Raw genomic sequence first — 17560 nt, forward strand, 5'->3', positions numbered from 1 at the left:
CCTATACCAGGACGCTTACGTATAGGAAGTGACAATGCAGACTTATGCCCGGCGCACCGTTGCGCTTGCCGTTCTGACCGCCGCACTCGCCGTTGCCGGATGTGCCGCCAGTGAGGGGGCGGCGGAGCCGGCGGCGGCCCCGGTTCCCACGTCGGCGGTGCCGGCGACGCTGACCGTCAAGGATCCCTGGGTCGAGGCGGCCGACAAGGGGATGACCGCGGCGTTCGGGACGGTGGTCAACGGGACCGGCAAGGACGTGACCGTCGTCAAGGTGTCGTCGCCCCTCTCGCCGGTCGAGTTGCACGAGATGGCCATGGAGGACGGCGAAATGCTGATGCGGGAGAAGACGGGCGGGTTCGCGATCAAGGCGGGCGGCAGCCACCAGCTCGCGCCGGGCGGGGACCACCTGATGCTGATGGAGCCGTCGGCGCCGATCAAGCCGGGCGACGAGGTGTCGTTCACGCTGACCCTGGACGACGGGAGCACGGTTCCGTTCACCGCGGTGGCCAAGCCGTTCGCGGGGGCGGGGGAGAGCTACGCGCCGGGGCACGGTGCGCCGTCGATGGCGGGCATGTGACGGTCAGCCGGCGGTCGGTGCTCACCGGCGGCGCGCTCGCGGGTGCGGGTGCGCTGGCCGGCGCGGCGGGGGCCACGGCCGCGATGGCGCAGCGGGCCGAACCGGTGCTGCCGGTGGTGGCGGACGCGCCGGAGCTGGGGTCGGTGGTGGTGCCGTTCCACGACGCGCGGCAGGCCGGTGTCACCACCGAGCCGCCGGCGCACGCGTCGTTCGTGGCGTTCACGCTGCCCGGGGGCACGGATCGGCGCGCGCTGGGGCGGATGATGCGGTTGTTGTCCGACGACGCGGCGCGGCTGACCCGGGGTGAGCCGGCGTTGGGTGACACCGATGCGCACCTGGCGGTGCTGCCGGCCGGGTTGACGGTCACGTTCGGGTTCGGGCCGGGTTTCTACCGGGCCGCGGGTGTCACGGATCGCCGGGCTTCATCCGTACGGGATCTGCCGAGGTTTGGTGTTGATCGTCTGGAGCCTCGGTGGTCGGGCGGTGACCTGCTGCTCCAGATCTGCGCGGACGACCCGCTGACGGTCGCGCACGCGCAACGGATGCTGATCAAGGATGCCCGGCCGTTCGCCGCGGTGCGGTGGGTGCAGATAGGGTTCCGGCGCAGCCCCGGCATGCACGCGCCGGGCTTCACGCAGCGCAACGTGATGGGTCAGCTCGACGGCACCGCGAATCCGCAGGGTGAGGTCATGGACCGGGCGGTGTGGGTGACCGACGGGCCGCCGTGGCTGCGCGACAGCACCACCCTGGTGCTGCGCCGGATCCGCGCCGAGATGGAAACGTGGGATTTGCTGAGCACCGCGGACAAGGAAAATGCCGTCGGGCGGCGGATGGACAGCGGGGCGCCGCTGTCCGGGGTCGATGAGCGCGACGAACCCGACTTCGCCAAGCTCGACGACTCCGGGCTGCCGGCGATGCCGGACTTCGCACACGTGACCCGGGCGCACGTCACGGATCCGGCGCTGAAGATCCTGCGCCGGCCGTACAACTACGACGGGGCGGCGAACGCGGCCGGGCATCCGGACAGCGGGCTGATCTTCGCCGCGTACCAGGCTGATATCGACCGGCAGTACCTGCCCATCCAGAAGCGACTCGCGGAGAGAGACTTGCTCAATGAATGGATCACACCGATCGGCTCGGCCGTCTTCGCCATTCCGCCCGGTTGCGCCCCGGGCGGCTGGATCGGCGAGCAGGTGATCGGATGAGAAAGCTGCTGATCGCCCTCGCCGCCGGGCTGGCCGTGCTGCTGCCGGCCGCCCCCGCGCAGGCGCACAACGCGCTGGCCGAGGCGACCCCCAAGAAGGACGCCGTGCTCACCACCGCGCCGGCCGCGGTCAAGCTGCGGTTCCTGCAGAAGCTCAACCCGGACTACACCAAGATCGTGGTCTCGGACGCGGCGAAGCAGGCGCTCGCGGCCGAGGAGCCGAAGATCGACGGGAACACGGTGACGCTGGCGCTGATGACGGCGCCGGGCAACGGCACCTTCACGGTGGCCTATCAGACCGTGTCGCTGGACGGACACGCGGTGAAGGGGTCGTACAAGTTCACGGTCGACGACCCCGAGGCTCCGGCCGTTTCGCCCAGCCTTTCGTCCGCGCCTTCGCCCAGCCTCTCGTCTGCGCCACCCCCGCCGGCGCCCACGGAGACCCCCGAGACCATTGCGGCCGAGCCCGTCGCCAGCGAGGGCGGCATGAGCACCCCGGTGCTGATCGCCCTGGCCGGGGCCGGAGCGGTGCTGGTGGCGGTGGCCGGCGGATTCTGGTGGCGGGGCCGCCGCCGAAGCTGACGCCGGAAACTGTCAGCAAGCCGCGCGAACAAAAGTGGGTGGCGGGCGGACCAACTGTTATGAACCTTTTCTCGTTCCCACGTTTCGTCATTGTCGCCGCGCTGGCCCTGGGAGTACTGGTCCCGGCCGCGGCACCCGCGTCCGCCGGCACCGTCACGGACGCTTCAGCCGAGCAGGTGCTGAGCGTCCGCGGTGCCGGCCCGTACCGCATCGGGGCCCGTCTGCAGACCCTGCAGGAGGCCGGCCTGATCGGCTGGGTCGCCCCGCCGCAGGAGTGCGACGTCGTCCTAACCGGGGTGACCGGCGACTGGTCCGGGGTGCTGATCCTGGGCTTCCGGGCCGGCCGGCTGGTCGAGGTCGGCACCGCGACCGTCCCGCCCCGGTCGCCGGCGGGCGCGTCGGTTGGCATGAGCTGGGACCAGCTCGAGGACATCTACGGCCGGCGCGGCCGCCTCATCCACAACAACAACGGCAATCAGGCATACGTCGTACGCATCGGTTCCCGGGTCGAGCTCTACACCGACCACCCGATCCGCGACGGTGTCGGCTACTTCCAGGCCGGACCGGCCGACTTCGTGCTCAGGAACTTCCTGGGCCGACCGGTTTGCTGATCGGGACATGACGACGGCGCCGCTGGCCGCGGCGCCGTCGGCAGTCCGTTTACTGCTTGAGGGCCTCGGCGGCCGGATGCCAGGTGCCGGCGTCGGTGACGTCGGCCAGCCGGATCGACCGGACGATCTTCCTCAGCTCCGACTCGGGCAGCTTCGCCCCGGTGCCCTGGTTGCTGACCTGCACCTGGACCTTGCCGTCGGCGCTCCAGACGTTGCAGAAGCCGTTGGGGTAACACGCCGTCTTGCCGGCCCGGGCCTTCTGGTTCGAGTTTCCGCTCGGCGTCACGAAGATGCTGAAGCTGTTGTCGACGCCGGCCTCGGTGCCCTGGTCGAACGGCGCGGCGAGGCCGGTCGGGGCCGGGGCCGGCTTGGCGTAGGTGGCGCCACCGTAGTCGCCGCCGCGGGCGCTGGCGATGCCGTCGAGTCCCGGCAGGGCGGTCGTGCCGGTTTGCACGGGCTGGTAGCCCGCAGGCACGTAGCCGACCGTGAACGGCAGCGTCGCCGGGGCCGGCGCGCTCGGCTTGAGGCCACCGACCAGCCCGGTCAGGTCGGCGAACGACGGCGACGACTCGCTGCTGGAGATCGACGTCACCGTCGCCCAGGCGTTGTCGGTGTACTCCCACGCGAGTTGCTTGTTGCCCGGGGCGGGCGGACTGTCGGGCTCGAGGCCGACGGTCAGCGTCGCCTGCACGGCCTGCCGCCCGTTCACCGTGATGTTCCTGCCGTTCTTGATCTTGGATGGGTCGAAGGCGCCCGGCCGGTACAGCGTCAGGTACGCGTAGATCGTCGGCTTCGCGTTCCTCTTCTGCTCCAGGAGCTCCTCGGGCGTCTTGGCCGTGGCCGTTTCATCCCCGCTGACCGGCTTGTCGTTGGACTCGGCGCCGTCCATGTAGACCGAGGCGATCTGGTAGGCGGTCGACGTGACGATCGGGTTCTGCACGTGGAACTTGCCGGCGTCGAACCCCTGGAAGGTGAAGGTGAACGGGGCGGCGTCGGTCCACACGGCGTTGTTGTTTTTAGGGTCGGCCGTCTCGACGCTCGCGGTGCTCTGATCGGCTTCGCGCGAGGGCAGCGCGAACGCGCCCGCCACCACGACGGCGACCAGGCCGGCCGCGCCGGCCGAGGCGAACCCGGCCCGGCGGTGCCGCTGGGCCCGCCGGCCGGCCCGGACGATGTCGTCCGCGGTGCGCGACAGCGGCGGCTCGTCGGCCGTCACCGTGTCCACGAACTCATGCAACTGCATTGGTCCACTCCTCTATCGCTTCCCCGGTGAGATTGATGCGTTCGGCGGCGAGCAGTTCGCGAAGCTTGGCCAGGCCCCGCGACACTTGGCTCTTCGCCGTTCCGACGTTGCAGTCGAGCACCCCGGCCGTCTCCTCGAGGCTCAGGCCCAGGTAGTGCCGGAGGAAGACGGCCGCACGCTGACGGGGAGGCATCGCGCCCAGCGCGTCCCGCAGCCGCAGTCGCTCGTCGGTCGCACCGGCGGGGTCCCGTTGCAGAACGTCCGGCATGGCGTCGCCGGCGGCCCGCTCCCGACGCCACGGTCTGCGCGTCTCATCGATCGCGGCGCGGTAAACCATCGTCTTGGCGTACAGATCGGGCCGTTCCAGCTTGCGCCAGCGGGGGTAGAGCTTGGCCAGCACGTTGGCCACGGCATCTTCCGCCGCGTGCCAGTCGCCGCAGGTCATGTACGCCAGCTTCCGCAGTTGCGGTAACTGGAACGTGACAAACTCGCGGAACGCTTGCTCCTCTTCGGCTTTCAACTCGGCTGCCTCCTTCTTGGCGGAGGTAGAACGGTGCCGCCGGACCCAGAAGTTGCACGGGGATCAAAAGTAGTCGGCCGGTTACCTCGACGAGGTCGAACCCGAGTGCGGCAGCGCACGTACAGGCTTGTATAGGTAGTTGAGCTATATATATAGTTGATGAATGCGACAGGCGACGTACTTCATCCTGGCCGCTCTGCAGAGCGGACCCAAACATGGCTACGGGATCATCAAGCAGGCCGACGAACTCTCCCAAGGGCGCGTACGGCTGGCAACCGGCACCCTCTACACCGCCCTCGACCGGCTGACCGGCGAGGGTCTGGTGCAGGCCGTGAACGAGGAGATCGTGAACGGTCGAGCGCGGCGCTACTACGATCTGACGCCGGACGGCCGGGCCGCCCTGCACGCCGAGGCCGCCCATCTGGCCGCCGCCGCCCGGGTGGTCACCGACCGGATGTCCACCGCCGTCCGGCCCGCGGCGGGCATCGCGTGAGCCCCCGGCTCGAGCGCCGGTTCGCGCGCCTGCTTCGCCTCTACCCGGCCGCCTATCGCCGCAGCCGCGGTTCCGAGCTGCTGGAGACGCTGCTGGAAGTCGCTGCCGATCAGGGCCGGAGCCGCCCGTCGGCGCGCGAGACCGGCGCGTTGATCCTGGGTGCGTTGCGTGCCCACGCGGGCGACGGCGGCCGCCGCAGCGCCCGGCAGAGTTGGCTGACCGCTTTCCGGGTGGCCGCGCTGATGTTGATCGTATATGCGTTGACCGACGCGATAGCTCAGCTCGGGCACCATGTCGTGTTCCGTGCGTCGTTCCCCTACGTGACGGCCGGGATCGCGGTGCTCAGCGCCGGCGCCCTCGTCGCGGTGCTGCGCCACAGCTACCTGACAGCGGTCGCCGCGTCCATGGCGGCGTTCCTGCTCCTGGTCGGCATGTCACCGCTTGTCCGGCCCAGCGACGGCACGTTCTGGCTGCTGCCGCTCGCGACGGCGATGCTCCTGCCGTTGCTGCGACACCGTTGCGAGCCGAGCGCCGGCCTGCTCCGCTATCTCCCGCTGATGCCGTTGCTGCTGGTCGTCGCGGATCAGGGCGGAACCGTGCTGCCGTTCCCCGGCCTCGTGGACAAGCTCGGGCCCGCGGTCGCACTCGCCGTTGTCGGCGCCGGGCTGCTCTGGCCGGCCGTCGACGTGCGAGTGACCATGGCCGTCGGACTGTTCGCCGTCACCGCGCTGCTGATCCAGGTGTCCTATGAAATGGAGGGCCGGTCAACCCTGGCGACCGCGGCCCTGCAGATCGGGGTCGCCGCCGCGCCCACGCTCCTGTTGGGCGCAGCCACCCTGACCGCCCGTTTCCATTCCCGCCTCTGAGCGCTCGCAGCGGCTACGCTCCTGTGCGTGGCGGCACACGACCCCGGTTCGGCGCCGGGATCTGACAGCGACAGCGTTCAAAACCCGAGTCAGGCGTGGCAGGAGCTCGCGGCGGACTACGAGCGGGCGCGGGCTCGGGAAGACTCACTGGACCGCCTGGTCGAGTGGCCGGCCGAACGAGACATTCTCGGCGATGTCGCCGGCCGTTCGATTCTGGACCAGACCGCCACCGAGCCCCAACTCACCGAGGACACCGCGCGCCGCTACCCGCACAAGCAGGCGTGGATGAACAAATACCTGGGCATCCTTATCTTCAAGCTGCGGCCCGTTACGGGGTGATGTTCAGCCGGCGTGGTTCGCGGCGGTGCGGAGCAGATGCCAGAACAGCGCGCCGGATGCCGCGGTGAGGATCATCGCGATGATCATGATGGGCCAGGCGCGCCAGAGGCGATGAGCCGTGGCCAGCCACGCGAGGACGGCGAACGGGACGAGGAACTCGGCCAGCGCTGCGGCGGCGAATCCGCGGACGTATCCGGCGTCCGAGCTGACGGCCGCCGCGAGCAGGCGCCAGGGTGGTGCCGTGGTGATCCCCTGCCAGCCCTCGCTGGACAACAATCCGCACGCGACACCCGCCGCCAGAGCCGCTCCCGGCGCCGGCCTGGTCTTGCTCAGCTGTCCGAGCAGGCCCAGCACCGGCCCCGCGACCATCGACACCACCAGCCAGGCCGTGGTCATGATCGCCAGCGAACGCAACCCGTACATATCTCCCGAAGTTCCGTCCTGCAGGGTGCCGCCGCTCCACCGCCGGCTGACCACGAGGATCAGCAGGTAGTAGACGAGGGTGGCCGAGACCAGCAGCACCGTTGCACCGGTCACCGCACTACGGCGCCCGGTAGCCGCCCGGCCGGTCAGCAACGCCGCCAGCCCCCAGGCGAGGCCACTGCTGAACACCGCGACCATGAGGTGCCCGGCCATGCCGTCGACGGTGTCGGCCAGGAACGCCAGCACACCGAGCACAACCGCAGTCACCACGACCGCCACGGACAGCGCGCGCTTGGCGGCCAGATGCAACGGTCAGCTCGCGAGGGTGTCGAGGTCGGCGAAGAAGTCTGGGTAGGTTTTGGAAACGCAGCCGGGGTCGAGGATTTCGATGCCGGGTGTGCGGAGGCCGATCAATGAAAGGCTCATGGCCATCCGGTGGTCCTCGTAGGTCTCGAATGCGGTTGGCCGGGGTGTGCCGGGGGTGATCGTGAAGCCGTCTTCGTCCTCGACGGCGTCGATGCCTGCCCGTTGGAGCTCGGTGACCATGGCCGCTACCCGGTTGGTCTCCTTGCCGCGGATGAAACCGATGCCGCGGACGCGGGTCGGTGAGTCCGCGAACACCGCGACCGCGGCCAGGGTCTGCGCGGTGTCGGAGATGTCGGCCATGTCGATGTCGATACCGCGCAGGCCTCCCGTGGAGGAGACGGTCAGTGAATCCGCGGTGCGGGTCACCGAGGCTCCCATGCGCTGCAACGCGTCGGCGAACCGGGTGTCGCCCTGCACGCTGCCGGTGCCGAGTCCGGTGACGGTCACCCGGCCGCCGGCGATTGCGGCGGCGCCGAGGAAGTAGGAGGCGGCACTGGCGTCCGGCTCGATGTGGTACGTACGGGCGTGGTAGCTCCCGGGGGAGACGGACAGCCCGTGGACGGTGACGCCGAAGGCGGCCATCACTGCTTTGGTCATCTCGACGTAGGGCACGGACACCAGCGCCGAGGTCAGACTGACATCGATGCCGTCGCGCATGAGTGGACCCGCCATCAGCAGGCCGGAGAGGAACTGGCTGGAAATAGCGCCGCTGACGTGAACCTTGCCGCCGCGGGAGGGGCCGCTGACCGCGACGGGCAGGAACCCGGGCTCGCCCAGCTCCTCGACTCTGCCGCCGGCCTGTCGTAGTCCGTCGAGGACCGGGGCGAATGGCCGGGCGCGTAGTTGGGAGGTGCCGTCGACGACGGTGCGAGTGTCGAAAAGTGCCGCCGCGGGCAGGACGAAACGTGAGGTCGTGCCGGACTGCCGCGCATCGATGACGGCACCGGAGACCGGGGCGCCGCCGCCGCGTACGGTCATCGTCCGCGACTCCGGGCTCGCGGTGACCGTCGCGCCCAACGCGGTCACGGCGTCGACCATGGCGTGGGTGTCGTCCGCGAACAACGCCCCTGCCAGCGTGGATGTGCCGGGGGCGAGTGCGGCGCACAGCAGAGCCCGGTTGGTGATGCTCTTCGACCCAGGCGGACGCACAACGGCATCGACGGTACGGGCCAGCGGGTGCACGTGGCGAGATCGGATCACCGCACCATTGTCGCCTTGGCAGGCAGCCCGAACCGGACACTTTTCCAGCCCTTGGATGGCCGGCCGCTAAGTTACCGGCAGGCGGTAGCCGTCAGATGGTCAGGTTCGGTGAAGGGTAATGACAGCGATTCAGGGGCGCGCGGCTGACGGACCCGGGTCGTCCGGGCCGGCTCGGCTGCAGCAGGTTCTCGACGAGCTGGTTCTCGGTGGTGCCGTCGATGCTGGCGGTTGGTTCCGGATCGGCAGTGTGACCAAGACGTTTCTCCGTGACCGGTCCCGGCAATGGACCCCTGACGAGATCGTCGAACAGGCGGTCCGGCGCGAGCCGGAATTCCCGCCCGGCACGGCCCGCGCGTACAACAACACCGCCTTTGTTCTTCTCGGCGTGCTGATCCGGCAGGTGACCGGATCCGGGTACGCCGAGCAGATCCAGCGGCGGATCCTGCGGCCGCTCGACCTGCGCCGCACGCGGGCCGACGACCACGACGAGTCGCTGCCCGAGCCGCACGCTCGCGGCTATCTGACGGTGGCGGGCAAACCGGTCGACCTGACCGCCTGCAGCCCGTCGCACGCCGGGGCGGCCGGCGGCATGATATCCACCGCCGCCGACCTCAACCGGTTCTTCGCCGAACTGATGACCGGCAAAACCGCACCTGGGTGTTCCAGACCGCAGACTCCACCCACCAACTGGCCGTTTCCATGACCGCCGCACTCACCAACGGTCCCGCCACCCACGAGTTCATCGCCCGCGCCGCAACCGCTTTCGGCCGCCCGGGCAAGCACAGCAGCTGACAGAGGAGCATCGTGGACCGATTTTTCGAGCGGGGCGAGGTCATCCTCTACCGTCGGGTGCGCAACGGTCGGGTGATGCTCGCGATACCGATGCGTGTCGTCGAGGACTCGCCGCAACACCTCGTCCTGTACCAGGCGCCGAACACGGCGTTCAAGTCGGCTCGCAACCCTGACGGCAGCAAGGTACGCGATTTCTCCAGCTGGGTCTTGACGGACCTGGTTTGGAAAGGCGGCAGCCTGCTGCGGCTGATCCGGCCGGGGGACTGGCATTGCGTCGACGTCGAATTCGACTCGCTCGGCGATTTTGAAAGCTGGTACGTGAACTTCCAAACCCCATTCCAACGGACGGCGAGGGGCGTGGACACCGACGACCTCGTGGTCGATCTCGTGGTGACTGCCGACCGAGGCTACCGGGTGAAGGACACCGACGACTTTCGTCGGGCGGTGGCCGAGGGCCATATCTCGGCAGACTCCGCCGCACACGTGGAGATCGAGCTGGCGCGAATGATCGAGCGCGTGCGGCGATGCGAGGAGCCCTTCGTCAGCAGTACCTGGCTGACCTGGCAACCGCCGGCCGGGTGGTCATCACCGCCGTCAGTGCCCCCGTACGCCGGTCAATGACGCCGATCGGGAGTTCCTACGGCATTACCGGGGGTTGTCCGGGAGAGACCGGGTCGATGACGGCCTCCAACAACGCTCGCCCCGCACCCCGACATCGCGACCCCGATCAATTCGCCTCCCGTTCGGCGACCGCCGCCCGGTTGGCGCCATATCGCTCGCCGGTCAGAGCGGCAATCCATAGCCGCTCCCCGCGCAGCCGGGAAATCCGGGTCGTCGAGTACCGCATCCGGCATGATTCCGCGAAACGCCTCCTGCCAGCACCCGGACATGCACACGCGCCATCTGAGCGACGTCCTCGACGGGGCCGGACGACCATTCAGCGAGGAATTCGCCGCCGCAGCGTAGACCCGTACCCGCGGACCCGCCCACCGGATTCGCGGCGGTGGTTGCTTCGCGGCCGTACGCTCCGCGTAGCCGGCGGTGAGGAGAGCTCGATGGGACTGTCAGGTCGGGAGTGCCCGGACTGCCGCCGCAGTGTGCGGGAGCCGTTCGAGAAGACGATTACCGGGCGAGAGGTCTGCCCCGAGTGCGCGAACGCTCTGCTCACGGGATCTGCAGCGGGAGCCGTCACCGGGAACGTCGGCTCCGGATACGGAGTCTGGGCGATGCTCATGCGGAAGATCCGTCGCTCAGATTGACCCGAGCCAACAGCGGCAGGCCAGACGTCCAACGAGCTCGCGCGCGCCCGTCACCGCAGGCCCGGTCCGCCGCGGTGGCTACTCTCATGGTCACCGCAGGCGCCGGCGTCATGCTGTTCGCGCTCGTTGCCCGGCCAGAGCCGTGGTGGCAGGGCTATGTCAGCGAGGCGGGGACGGCCGGCCAGGCGTACGCCGGCATTTATCGCTTGGGTTTGATCGTGCTCGCGCTCGGCGTCGCGCTGCTCGGCTGGGCCTTACCCCGTGCCGGACTGCTTTTGCTGGTCGCCGCGGTGCTCGCCGGCACGTCCAGCCTCGTGCCGTGCAGCAGTCAGTGCCCTCTACCGCCGTACGAACCGACGACACCCGCCGACCTCGTCCACGCCACCCCCAGCATCCTGGGCATGGCCGTCCTAGCCGCCGCGATGGCCTTGACCTGGTCGACGAACGCTCGCCCCGCGATCCGGTGGCTGACGGCCGCCACCCTGACGCTGACCGTGCCGCTCGGCGCCGCCCTGGGCCTGATGATGCTGTTCGCCGGACGCGGCACCACCAGCGCCCTGTTGGAGCGGATCCTGCTTGTGGTCGACGTGAGCTGGCTGGTCGGCACCGCCCTGCTCACCACCTTCAACGGCGACGCCAGCAGGCGCAGGACCTCGCCCCGATGATCTGGTCGGGGGCTGTGCTCTCACGACACATAGGTGATCGCCTGGGCGGCGCTCCAGCTGATCAGCCCGGTTGAGTGGTGCGGAAGCTGCGGTCGTCGGTAGTGGAACGACAGCACGCCGAACAACTCGCCGCGGGTGATCAGTGGGTAGGACGTCACGGCGCGGGAGCCGGCTGCCAGCAGGGGTTCCAGGGTGGGCTGACCGGCGAAGACGGGGCTGAACGTGATGTCGTGGACCACGACGGGCCGGCGGGTGCTCATCGCGGCGGCGCAGGCGGTCGGAGTGCTGGTGTCGACGGTGGCGAAGAAGGTCAGGAACTCGGCGGTGAAGCCGTGCTGGGCTACCAGCCGTAGGGCTGCCGCGGATCGGTCGTAGAGCTGCAGGTCTGCGCGGTCAGCGCCGCCGGCGGTGACCGCGGTCTGCAGGATGGCCTGGTAGAGAGTGGGACGGTCGGCGCAGGCGAGGAAGTCGGGGTCGCAGAACGCGTCCGGCCCATCGCGGCGGTGCACGAGCCGCAGCAGCGCACGGCGGGTGGCGCGGACCTCGACGTCGATGAGGTACTGCTGGCGCTGGGCGGTGATCTGGGCCCGCTGCCGTACTGCCCGCTGTCGATCGGCGACGGCCGCCGCGAGTTCGGATGTCAGGGCCGATGCGGCAGGCACGGCGCGCATCAGAGGACTTCCGGGTGCAGGGGGCGGGTCCAGTCGTGGGTCCAGATGGCCAGGAGGTGGTCGAGGTCGGTGAGGTCGAGGGGTTCGGGCAGGTGGGCGTCGAAACCGGCGGTGCGGCTACGGGCGCGGTCGGAGGCGGTGCTGAAGCCGGAGACGGCGATCACGCGGGTGTGGCGGCGGGTGCGGCTACGGCGCGGCCGGCGGGCGATGTCGGCGGGCCGGCCGGTCAACGGCAGTCGGACGGTGAAGGTGTCATCGTGACCAGGTCGGACTCGTCGACAAACCCGATCACCGGCCGCCGGGCCCGCGCCGACATCGTCCGGCGCTGGGTCGTTGCCGACCTGCCGTGGACTCGCCGGCGATGCCGCCACCATCACCGCACGCTATCACCGAAACAGTCACCCCATCTCGGGCCGAAGGAGCGGCAATGCCCGCGCAGGACGGCACGGCCGGACCCGGCGACGCCCGGTGATCCCGCCCGGCAGACCGGCGCAGCCGGCCGCGATACACGGCCCACGCCGGCACAGAGATACGCCGGCGCCGCGGTGTTGCTATCCGCGAGGATCTGCGGCGCTGGTTACGATCCGGCCTCGGGTTTGGCCTTCTGTGGGTGGAACGACTCGTGGCGGGCGAGCATCGCGACGAACTCGCCGATTTTCCGCTCGCGGGTTTCGGCTCGTTTGACGGCGTTGAGGCGGTAGATCAGCGCGAAGCGGTTGGTCTTGGTGAGGACGTCGAACATGGCCTGCGCGGCCGGGTCGGCGGCGATCGCGGCCAGCAGGTCGGCGGGCACCTCGGCCTCCGAGGGCGGGGCGTAGGCAGCCGCCCACCGCCCGTCCGCCTTCGCCGACTCCACCGCCTCCCGGCCCGCCGGCAGCATCCGTCCTCCAGCCTGCAGCCTGGCGACATTGACGACGTTGCGCTGCGACCACGCGCTGCGAGGCCGGCGTGGCGTCAGACGGATCCACGACATCGACTCGTCACCCTTGCGCGCCTGGCCGTCGATCCAACCGACGCACAGGGCCTCGTCGACCGCCTGCTGCCAGGTCAATGTGGTGACAGTTCCGCCCTTCCTGGTCAGCGCGAGCCACACTCCGGCCGAACTGGCGTGGTGTTCGGCCAACCACACGCGCAGCGCCTCGGCGTCAGCGACGACCAGTTCTTCCAACTCGCGACCTGCCATGACGGGCAGGCTAACTTCTGCGCCGTAGGTCCGCGCTGGGGTAGGCGGAAGAGAACGGGACGGGCGTCGCGGAAGCCGGCGATGTGTGCCCGGTTGTTCAGGTCGGTCAGCAGGTCGGAGGCGCGGAGGTTGCGGGTGGTCAGGTTGATCGGGTGGCCGTTGCGCCAGAGGGTGGCCCGCCACCCGTCCGTACCGTAGGAGGTACCGACGACCCAACCGTGTTCGTTGATGTCGGCGGCCTCCGAGAACTGGAAGCCCGGCAGCGGCGCCAGACCGGTCATGCGGCCCCGCGACCAGCGGAACGCGTGCTGCCCGCCGGTGGCGGTGCTGCTTGTGCCGGCAACCTCGTCGCGATCGTTGACGGCGACCGCGACGCCCGTGGCACCGCCCAGCGTGCCGGGTTCGCGACCCATGCCGGCGGTTCAGGGTCGTGGGTCGTGGGTCGTGGGTCGTGGGTCGTGGGTCGTGGGTCGATCCTGGTCCAAAGGCGGCGCCCGGCGTTGACCGGGCGCCGCGTCGTCGGTTCACCTAAACGGCCAGCAGTTCCTCGGTGAAGAACTGGCCGACCGAGAAGTTGATGTCGTCCAGGAAGAGCCGGCTGCCCGCCGTGGCCTGCCGGGCTGCCTCGGCGTGGAAGGTGGCATGCGGGGACAACAGCGTGTCGCTGAAATCCTTGTTGATGCCGCCGAAGCCGGCGCTGAAGTCGGTCGGACCGCCGTGCCGGCACTTCGAGGCGATCTGCGGCGTCCGGTCTTCGCCGCCGTAGTACCCACTGGTCAGCTTCGTCGTGAGCAGCGTCGAGCCGTTGCAGGTCGCCTCGCGCGGTCCGGCGATGGTGCCGATCGCATCGGTCGTCCACAGTGCCCTCGTCGGGCTTCGGATGCCGAGCTCCACCCAGTTGCTGTGCGCGTAGAAGTCCTGGATGGTGTGCAGCGCGGCACCGAAGCTGAGCCGAGCGCCGCTGGGGTTGCCGATCAGGAGCAGCGTCACGACGTTCGAGAAATGCGTTTGAATCAGCGCCTTTCCGCCGCTGAAGTTTTCGCCGTCGAAGTGCTTGGCCGAACTCACCTGATCTCCGTCGACGGCCTCGTTGGCGGCGGCGATGTCGTCGATCGCCCGGCGCGTCGCCACGCTCGGGTTGCTGATCCCGAAGTAGTCGAGGACCGCCCGGGTCAACATGGCACGGGTCATGCTGGCGTGCGAGTTGCCGCCGAACGCGAAGGCTTCCACCGGGAATGCCTCTGCGGCCGGCGACGGCACGACGAACAGCGTCGCGACGGTGGCGACCGCCGTCGCCAGCGCGACGCGGACGCGACGTGTCGCGGTCGAGGTTGCTCGCTTCAACATCGTTCTCCCTCCAGCTTTTGGGGACCTCGGTCAGGAACCGGCCCACCAGCGGAGCATGGAGGGGAACGTTCATCGAATTCGCATCGTCACCCGCACGGCACCGATGAACAAAGCAATGCACCACGCCTGAGTACGGAACCCCACGCCCATAACCATGTCAGCGTCCACGCTGACCGGTCTGAAACCCGCGTCACCTTCCCGGCGGGCGGATCCACGGAATGTCGCAACGCAGCCACGAGAGGGACAGTAAGAGAACCGCGCGATTCTGCCACCTAGCCGATTGCGTACAGGCACCTTCTCGAGGCATTTTTTTTAAGATCGACGCCGAATCCAAGCGCGGCAACTGATCCGAAGACCAATGTTGTCAACGTGACCTGAGCCCAGGATGGTGGCCAGTTCCACCCGGCCGCGACCTTGAAGACTTCTGTTAGCGCGAGCACGCTGACCGCGGCCAAAGGCCGAATGCGGGCTCGGACATCCATACGCGTCAGAGTACGGTCCGCGCGCACGTCGGGGATCGGCCGGCCGCAGTACGGGCGACGCAAAGCGGGCCGGAGACGTAGGTCTCCAGCCCGCCGCGTGCGGTAGTCAGCTGGCTGAGCAGCCCGCGACCGTGATTCCGGTCGGTGCGCCCTCGCCGAGGAAGCCGAACGTTGTGCTCGCCGACGCGGCCAGCGCGCCGTTGTGCGCGGCGTTGGAGACCTTGCCGTCGCTCAGTGTGCCGTTCCAGACGTTCGCGATTCGGGTGCCGGAGGCGGTTGTCAGCGTGACCGACCACGAACGGGTGGCCGTCGTGCCCGCGTTGGTGATCGTGACCTCACCCTGGAAGCCGCTGTTCCAGCTGCTCACCGCCTTGAACGTGGCGGTGCACTGGCCGGTCGGCGCCGGGGGCGTGCTCGGCGTGGGAGAGCTGGGCGCCGGAGAGGTCGGGCCGGTGGTGCTCGGGACGGGGCCGGGGTTCTCGCCGTACCGCTGCGCCAGGCTGATGCCGGTGGCCGAGCCGGTTCCGCCCAGCGGAACCTGATGGTCCAGGCTGACGAACTTGCCGCCGTGCTGCCATAGCGCCGGCTTCAGCAGCGCGTACTTCTGTTCGTCCCAGGTCTTCCAGTCGTCCAGCAGCAGGCCGCCGGTGTCACCGGAGTTGGGGTTGAGCACCCAGAACGTCTGGTGCACCTTGTTCTCCACGATCAGGTCCCGCAGCGCCGCCATCCACTTGTCCTGGCGTGCGTCCTGGCCCAGCCGGCCGCCCCACTCGCCGATCAGCAGCGGCGCGGTGTTGTTCTGGTGGATGTAGAACCAGTTCGGGCCCCACACGTCGCGGATCAGGGAGTCCTTGTCGAACGTGCCGGTGAACCACGGCTGCTCGAACACCAGCGGGCCGTAGTCGTGCGGCGAGTAGACCAGCTGGTCCTGGTTCGCACCCAGTTGGACCGGGTGGTCCGCGACGCCGCGCAGGTTGCCGCCCCACCAGGTGTTGTAGAAGTTCGGCGTCAGGTCCGGGTTCGTGTTCGGCGAGTTCCAGTCCTTGCCCGGGCGCGGGTAGACCTGGTTGCCCTCGACCAGCACCAGCACGTTCGGGTTGATCGCCAGGATCCGCTTGGCCGCCGTCTCTGCGACGTGCTTCCAGTTGTCGGCGTCCGTCGAGCCGTCCCACTTCGCGCGCGGGGTCTCGTTCTGCCCACCGTGCGGCTCGTTCTTGATGTCCATCGCGACGATCGTGTCGTTCGTCTTGTAGCGGTCGGTCACCCACTCCCACCCCTGGTAGAAGTGCTCGGTGGTGATGGTGCCCTTCCACCACACCGGGTAGTTGTGCCCGGAGTTGTCCGCCTCGGCGCTGTGCACGTCCAGCGCCACCTTGATCCCGAACCGCTCACACAGCCCGAGCCAGTAGTCGAAGATCTCGAGCGTGTTCTTCCCGGCGAGCTCCGGGTTCGCGTACGTGTTGACGTTGGCCGGGGCGAACGTGCCGGCCTTCCATTCCAACAGCAGCTGGGTCGAGATCGGAACCCGGACCAGGTTGATACCCCGGTCCGCCATCGACTTGGTGACCTCGGTGACGTTGGCCGACCACAGCCCGTGGAAGACCCGCTCGGACGCGTTGAAGCCGAACCAGTTCGTCCCGGTCAGCCAGACCGGATTGCCGGCCTCGTCGACGATCTGGTTGCCCTGGACGTGCAGCCAGTCCTTGGCGGGAACTTCCGCGGCGGCCGACGGCATGATTGCCGCGACGGAGGCGGCCACCACGGCGGCAGCGGTGGTGGCGATCGCCAGGGGGGCACGCAGTCGCCTGCGCCCACCGGACTTGCCGGTCAAATTCATGTGGACCTTCCGAAAAGTTGTCGCGGTCGAGCACACCGGGCCAGCGCCGTGGGAGCGCTCCCATGGACGGGAGAGTAGGCGGTCGGTAACGCGGCCGCAACATCCGGCCGAAATCGATAGTCGTAAGTTGGGATCGGGGTGTGTGTGAGGGCAGGATCCTGTCAGAGTCCTTCTGTGCCAGGCGAGTTCATCACCGAGACGTTGGATTACGACGGTGGGCGGCAGGTCACTGCCTACGTGCCGGCGGCCGCGACCGAGGTGGTCGTCTTCGCCGGGGACGGGCAACTGATCGCGTCGTGGGCAGCGGCTCTGGAGGCCGCCGATCTGCCACCCACGATGATCATCGGCGCGCACCGGGTCGCGGATGAGACGCTGCGACTGCATGAGTACTCACCCGGACACAGCACGGCCGAGTTCGCCGCGCACGAAGAATTCTTCGTCGAGGACGTCCGGCGCTGGGCGGCGACCCGCCTGGCCGTCCGGCTGCCGGCTGGCCGCACCGCGGTCTTCGGTGTCTCGGCCGGTGCGGAACTCGCGCTCGCCATGGGGTTGCGCCATCCCAGCCTCTACGGCGCCGTCTTCTGCGCCTCGCCCGGGGCCGGGTATCGGCCACCCGCCACGCTGCCCGGCCGGCTCCCGCGCACCTACCTCGTCGCCGGAACCGAGGAGCCGTTCTTCCTCGCCAACGCGGCACGGTGGGCGGACGCGCTCCGCGAGGCGGGCGGCGACGTCGTCATGACCCGGCGGGCCGGCGCGCACGGCGACCCCTTCTGGGAACACGAGTTGCCGCTGATGGTGGCGTGGGCGTTCGGCCACTGACCTGCCCGGCGCGATCCAGCGTGCGTTCAGCATGTGCGCGGCACCATACGGGTCCCTGTCGGTCGTCTGAGTGAGGTGCCT

21 protein-coding genes are annotated in these 17560 nt (G+C 69.3%); 11 read left to right on the top strand and 10 right to left on the bottom strand.

Annotation, left to right across the window (positions count from 1 at the left end; translation table 11 throughout):
• The first annotated feature begins 34 nt into the window (after positions 1–34).
• The 4 genes from Ari01nite_RS35790 to Ari01nite_RS35805 are packed head-to-tail and all read left to right on the top strand — an operon-like array spanning position 35 to position 2974.
• On the top strand, positions 35–577 hold the full coding sequence (locus Ari01nite_RS35790) for a copper chaperone PCu(A)C (RefSeq protein ID WP_203786697.1): 543 nt from the start codon (positions 35–37) through the stop codon (positions 575–577).
• Positions 574–1782, top strand: coding sequence for a Dyp-type peroxidase (locus Ari01nite_RS35795; RefSeq protein WP_239163296.1), 1209 nt, complete (start codon positions 574–576; stop codon positions 1780–1782). The genes Ari01nite_RS35790 and Ari01nite_RS35795 overlap by 4 nt, the downstream gene beginning before the upstream one ends.
• Complete coding sequence (locus tag Ari01nite_RS35800) at positions 1779–2363, top strand: copper resistance CopC family protein (protein WP_203786698.1); 585 nt, start codon at positions 1779–1781, stop codon at positions 2361–2363. The genes Ari01nite_RS35795 and Ari01nite_RS35800 overlap by 4 nt, the downstream gene beginning before the upstream one ends.
• Before the next feature lie 59 nt (positions 2364–2422).
• On the top strand, positions 2423–2974 hold the full coding sequence (locus Ari01nite_RS35805) for a hypothetical protein (protein ID WP_203786699.1): 552 nt from the start codon (positions 2423–2425) through the stop codon (positions 2972–2974).
• A gap of 49 nt (positions 2975–3023) precedes the next feature.
• On the opposite strand, the gene Ari01nite_RS35810 is transcribed toward Ari01nite_RS35805, so the two are convergent.
• Together Ari01nite_RS35810 and Ari01nite_RS35815 are read right to left on the bottom strand one after the other, a co-directional pair.
• Positions 3024–4217: a hypothetical protein gene (locus tag Ari01nite_RS35810; protein ID WP_203786700.1), complete on the bottom strand. Its 1194-nt coding sequence runs from the start codon at positions 4215–4217 to the stop codon at positions 3024–3026.
• A complete protein-coding gene (locus tag Ari01nite_RS35815; protein WP_203786701.1) occupies positions 4204–4737 on the bottom strand; it encodes a SigE family RNA polymerase sigma factor in 534 nt (177 codons plus the stop codon). The genes Ari01nite_RS35810 and Ari01nite_RS35815 overlap by 14 nt, the downstream gene beginning before the upstream one ends.
• A 163-nt stretch (positions 4738–4900) precedes the next feature.
• On the opposite strand from Ari01nite_RS35815, the gene Ari01nite_RS35820 reads away from it, so the two are divergent.
• Genes Ari01nite_RS35820 through Ari01nite_RS35830 form a run of 3 tightly spaced genes read left to right on the top strand, consistent with a single transcriptional unit; the run spans position 4901 to position 6435 of the window.
• A complete protein-coding gene (locus Ari01nite_RS35820) occupies positions 4901–5230 on the top strand; it encodes a PadR family transcriptional regulator (protein WP_203786702.1) in 330 nt (109 codons plus the stop codon).
• Positions 5227–6096: a hypothetical protein gene (locus tag Ari01nite_RS35825; RefSeq protein WP_203786703.1), complete on the top strand. Its 870-nt coding sequence runs from the start codon at positions 5227–5229 to the stop codon at positions 6094–6096. Before Ari01nite_RS35820 ends, Ari01nite_RS35825 begins: the two co-directional genes overlap by 4 nt.
• A 27-nt stretch (positions 6097–6123) precedes the next feature.
• The gene (locus Ari01nite_RS35830; protein WP_203786704.1) at positions 6124–6435 is read left to right on the top strand and encodes a hypothetical protein; all 312 of its coding nucleotides are present in this window, start codon (positions 6124–6126) and stop codon (positions 6433–6435) included.
• Positions 6436–6438: 3 nt separating this feature from the next.
• Here the strand turns inward: Ari01nite_RS35830 and Ari01nite_RS35835 are convergent, their stop codons facing one another.
• A complete protein-coding gene (locus Ari01nite_RS35835) occupies positions 6439–7128 on the bottom strand; it encodes a hypothetical protein (protein WP_203786705.1) in 690 nt (229 codons plus the stop codon).
• Positions 7129–7170: 42 nt separating this feature from the next.
• Positions 7171–8424: a 3-phosphoshikimate 1-carboxyvinyltransferase gene (gene aroA, locus Ari01nite_RS35840; protein WP_239163297.1), complete on the bottom strand. Its 1254-nt coding sequence runs from the start codon at positions 8422–8424 to the stop codon at positions 7171–7173.
• A gap of 118 nt (positions 8425–8542) precedes the next feature.
• Between aroA and Ari01nite_RS35845 the strand changes: the two genes are divergently transcribed.
• The 3 genes from Ari01nite_RS35845 to Ari01nite_RS35855 all read left to right on the top strand — a co-directional run bounded on the left by Ari01nite_RS35845 (position 8543) and on the right by Ari01nite_RS35855 (position 11140).
• Positions 8543–9127 (top strand): serine hydrolase domain-containing protein, encoded by a 585-nt coding sequence (locus tag Ari01nite_RS35845; RefSeq protein ID WP_203786706.1) that lies wholly within the window; start codon positions 8543–8545, stop codon positions 9125–9127.
• 101 nt (positions 9128–9228) lie between these two features.
• Entirely contained in the window at positions 9229–9837 is a 609-nt protein-coding gene (locus tag Ari01nite_RS35850; protein WP_203786707.1) for a ribonuclease FAU-1 family protein, read from the top strand.
• Between the two features lie 724 nt (positions 9838–10561).
• Positions 10562–11140 (top strand): DUF998 domain-containing protein, encoded by a 579-nt coding sequence (locus Ari01nite_RS35855; RefSeq protein WP_203786708.1) that lies wholly within the window; start codon positions 10562–10564, stop codon positions 11138–11140.
• A gap of 20 nt (positions 11141–11160) precedes the next feature.
• Here the strand turns inward: Ari01nite_RS35855 and Ari01nite_RS35860 are convergent, their stop codons facing one another.
• The 6 genes from Ari01nite_RS35860 to Ari01nite_RS35885 form a co-directional block, all read right to left on the bottom strand.
• Positions 11161–11802: a GAF domain-containing protein gene (locus tag Ari01nite_RS35860; protein WP_203786709.1), complete on the bottom strand. Its 642-nt coding sequence runs from the start codon at positions 11800–11802 to the stop codon at positions 11161–11163.
• A gap of 8 nt (positions 11803–11810) precedes the next feature.
• Positions 11811–12041: a response regulator gene (locus Ari01nite_RS35865; protein WP_203786710.1), complete on the bottom strand. Its 231-nt coding sequence runs from the start codon at positions 12039–12041 to the stop codon at positions 11811–11813.
• Between the two features lie 347 nt (positions 12042–12388).
• The gene (locus tag Ari01nite_RS35870) at positions 12389–12994 is read right to left on the bottom strand and encodes a YdeI/OmpD-associated family protein (RefSeq protein ID WP_203786711.1); all 606 of its coding nucleotides are present in this window, start codon (positions 12992–12994) and stop codon (positions 12389–12391) included.
• A complete protein-coding gene (locus tag Ari01nite_RS35875; protein WP_203786712.1) occupies positions 12889–13407 on the bottom strand; it encodes a hypothetical protein in 519 nt (172 codons plus the stop codon). The genes Ari01nite_RS35870 and Ari01nite_RS35875 overlap by 106 nt, the downstream gene beginning before the upstream one ends.
• Before the next feature lie 115 nt (positions 13408–13522).
• The gene (locus Ari01nite_RS35880) at positions 13523–14341 is read right to left on the bottom strand and encodes a hypothetical protein (RefSeq protein ID WP_203786713.1); all 819 of its coding nucleotides are present in this window, start codon (positions 14339–14341) and stop codon (positions 13523–13525) included.
• Positions 14342–14929: 588 nt separating this feature from the next.
• A complete protein-coding gene (locus tag Ari01nite_RS35885) occupies positions 14930–16660 on the bottom strand; it encodes a cellulase family glycosylhydrolase (protein ID WP_203786714.1) in 1731 nt (576 codons plus the stop codon).
• Between the two features lie 174 nt (positions 16661–16834).
• On the opposite strand from Ari01nite_RS35885, the gene Ari01nite_RS35890 reads away from it, so the two are divergent.
• On the top strand, positions 16835–17479 hold the full coding sequence (locus tag Ari01nite_RS35890) for an alpha/beta hydrolase-fold protein (protein ID WP_239163298.1): 645 nt from the start codon (positions 16835–16837) through the stop codon (positions 17477–17479).
• Positions 17480–17560: the final 81 nt, after the last annotated feature.

Origin of the sequence: Paractinoplanes rishiriensis (assembly GCF_016862375.1) — a bacterium.
GTDB classification, from domain to species: domain Bacteria; phylum Actinomycetota; class Actinomycetes; order Mycobacteriales; family Micromonosporaceae; genus Actinoplanes; species Actinoplanes rishiriensis.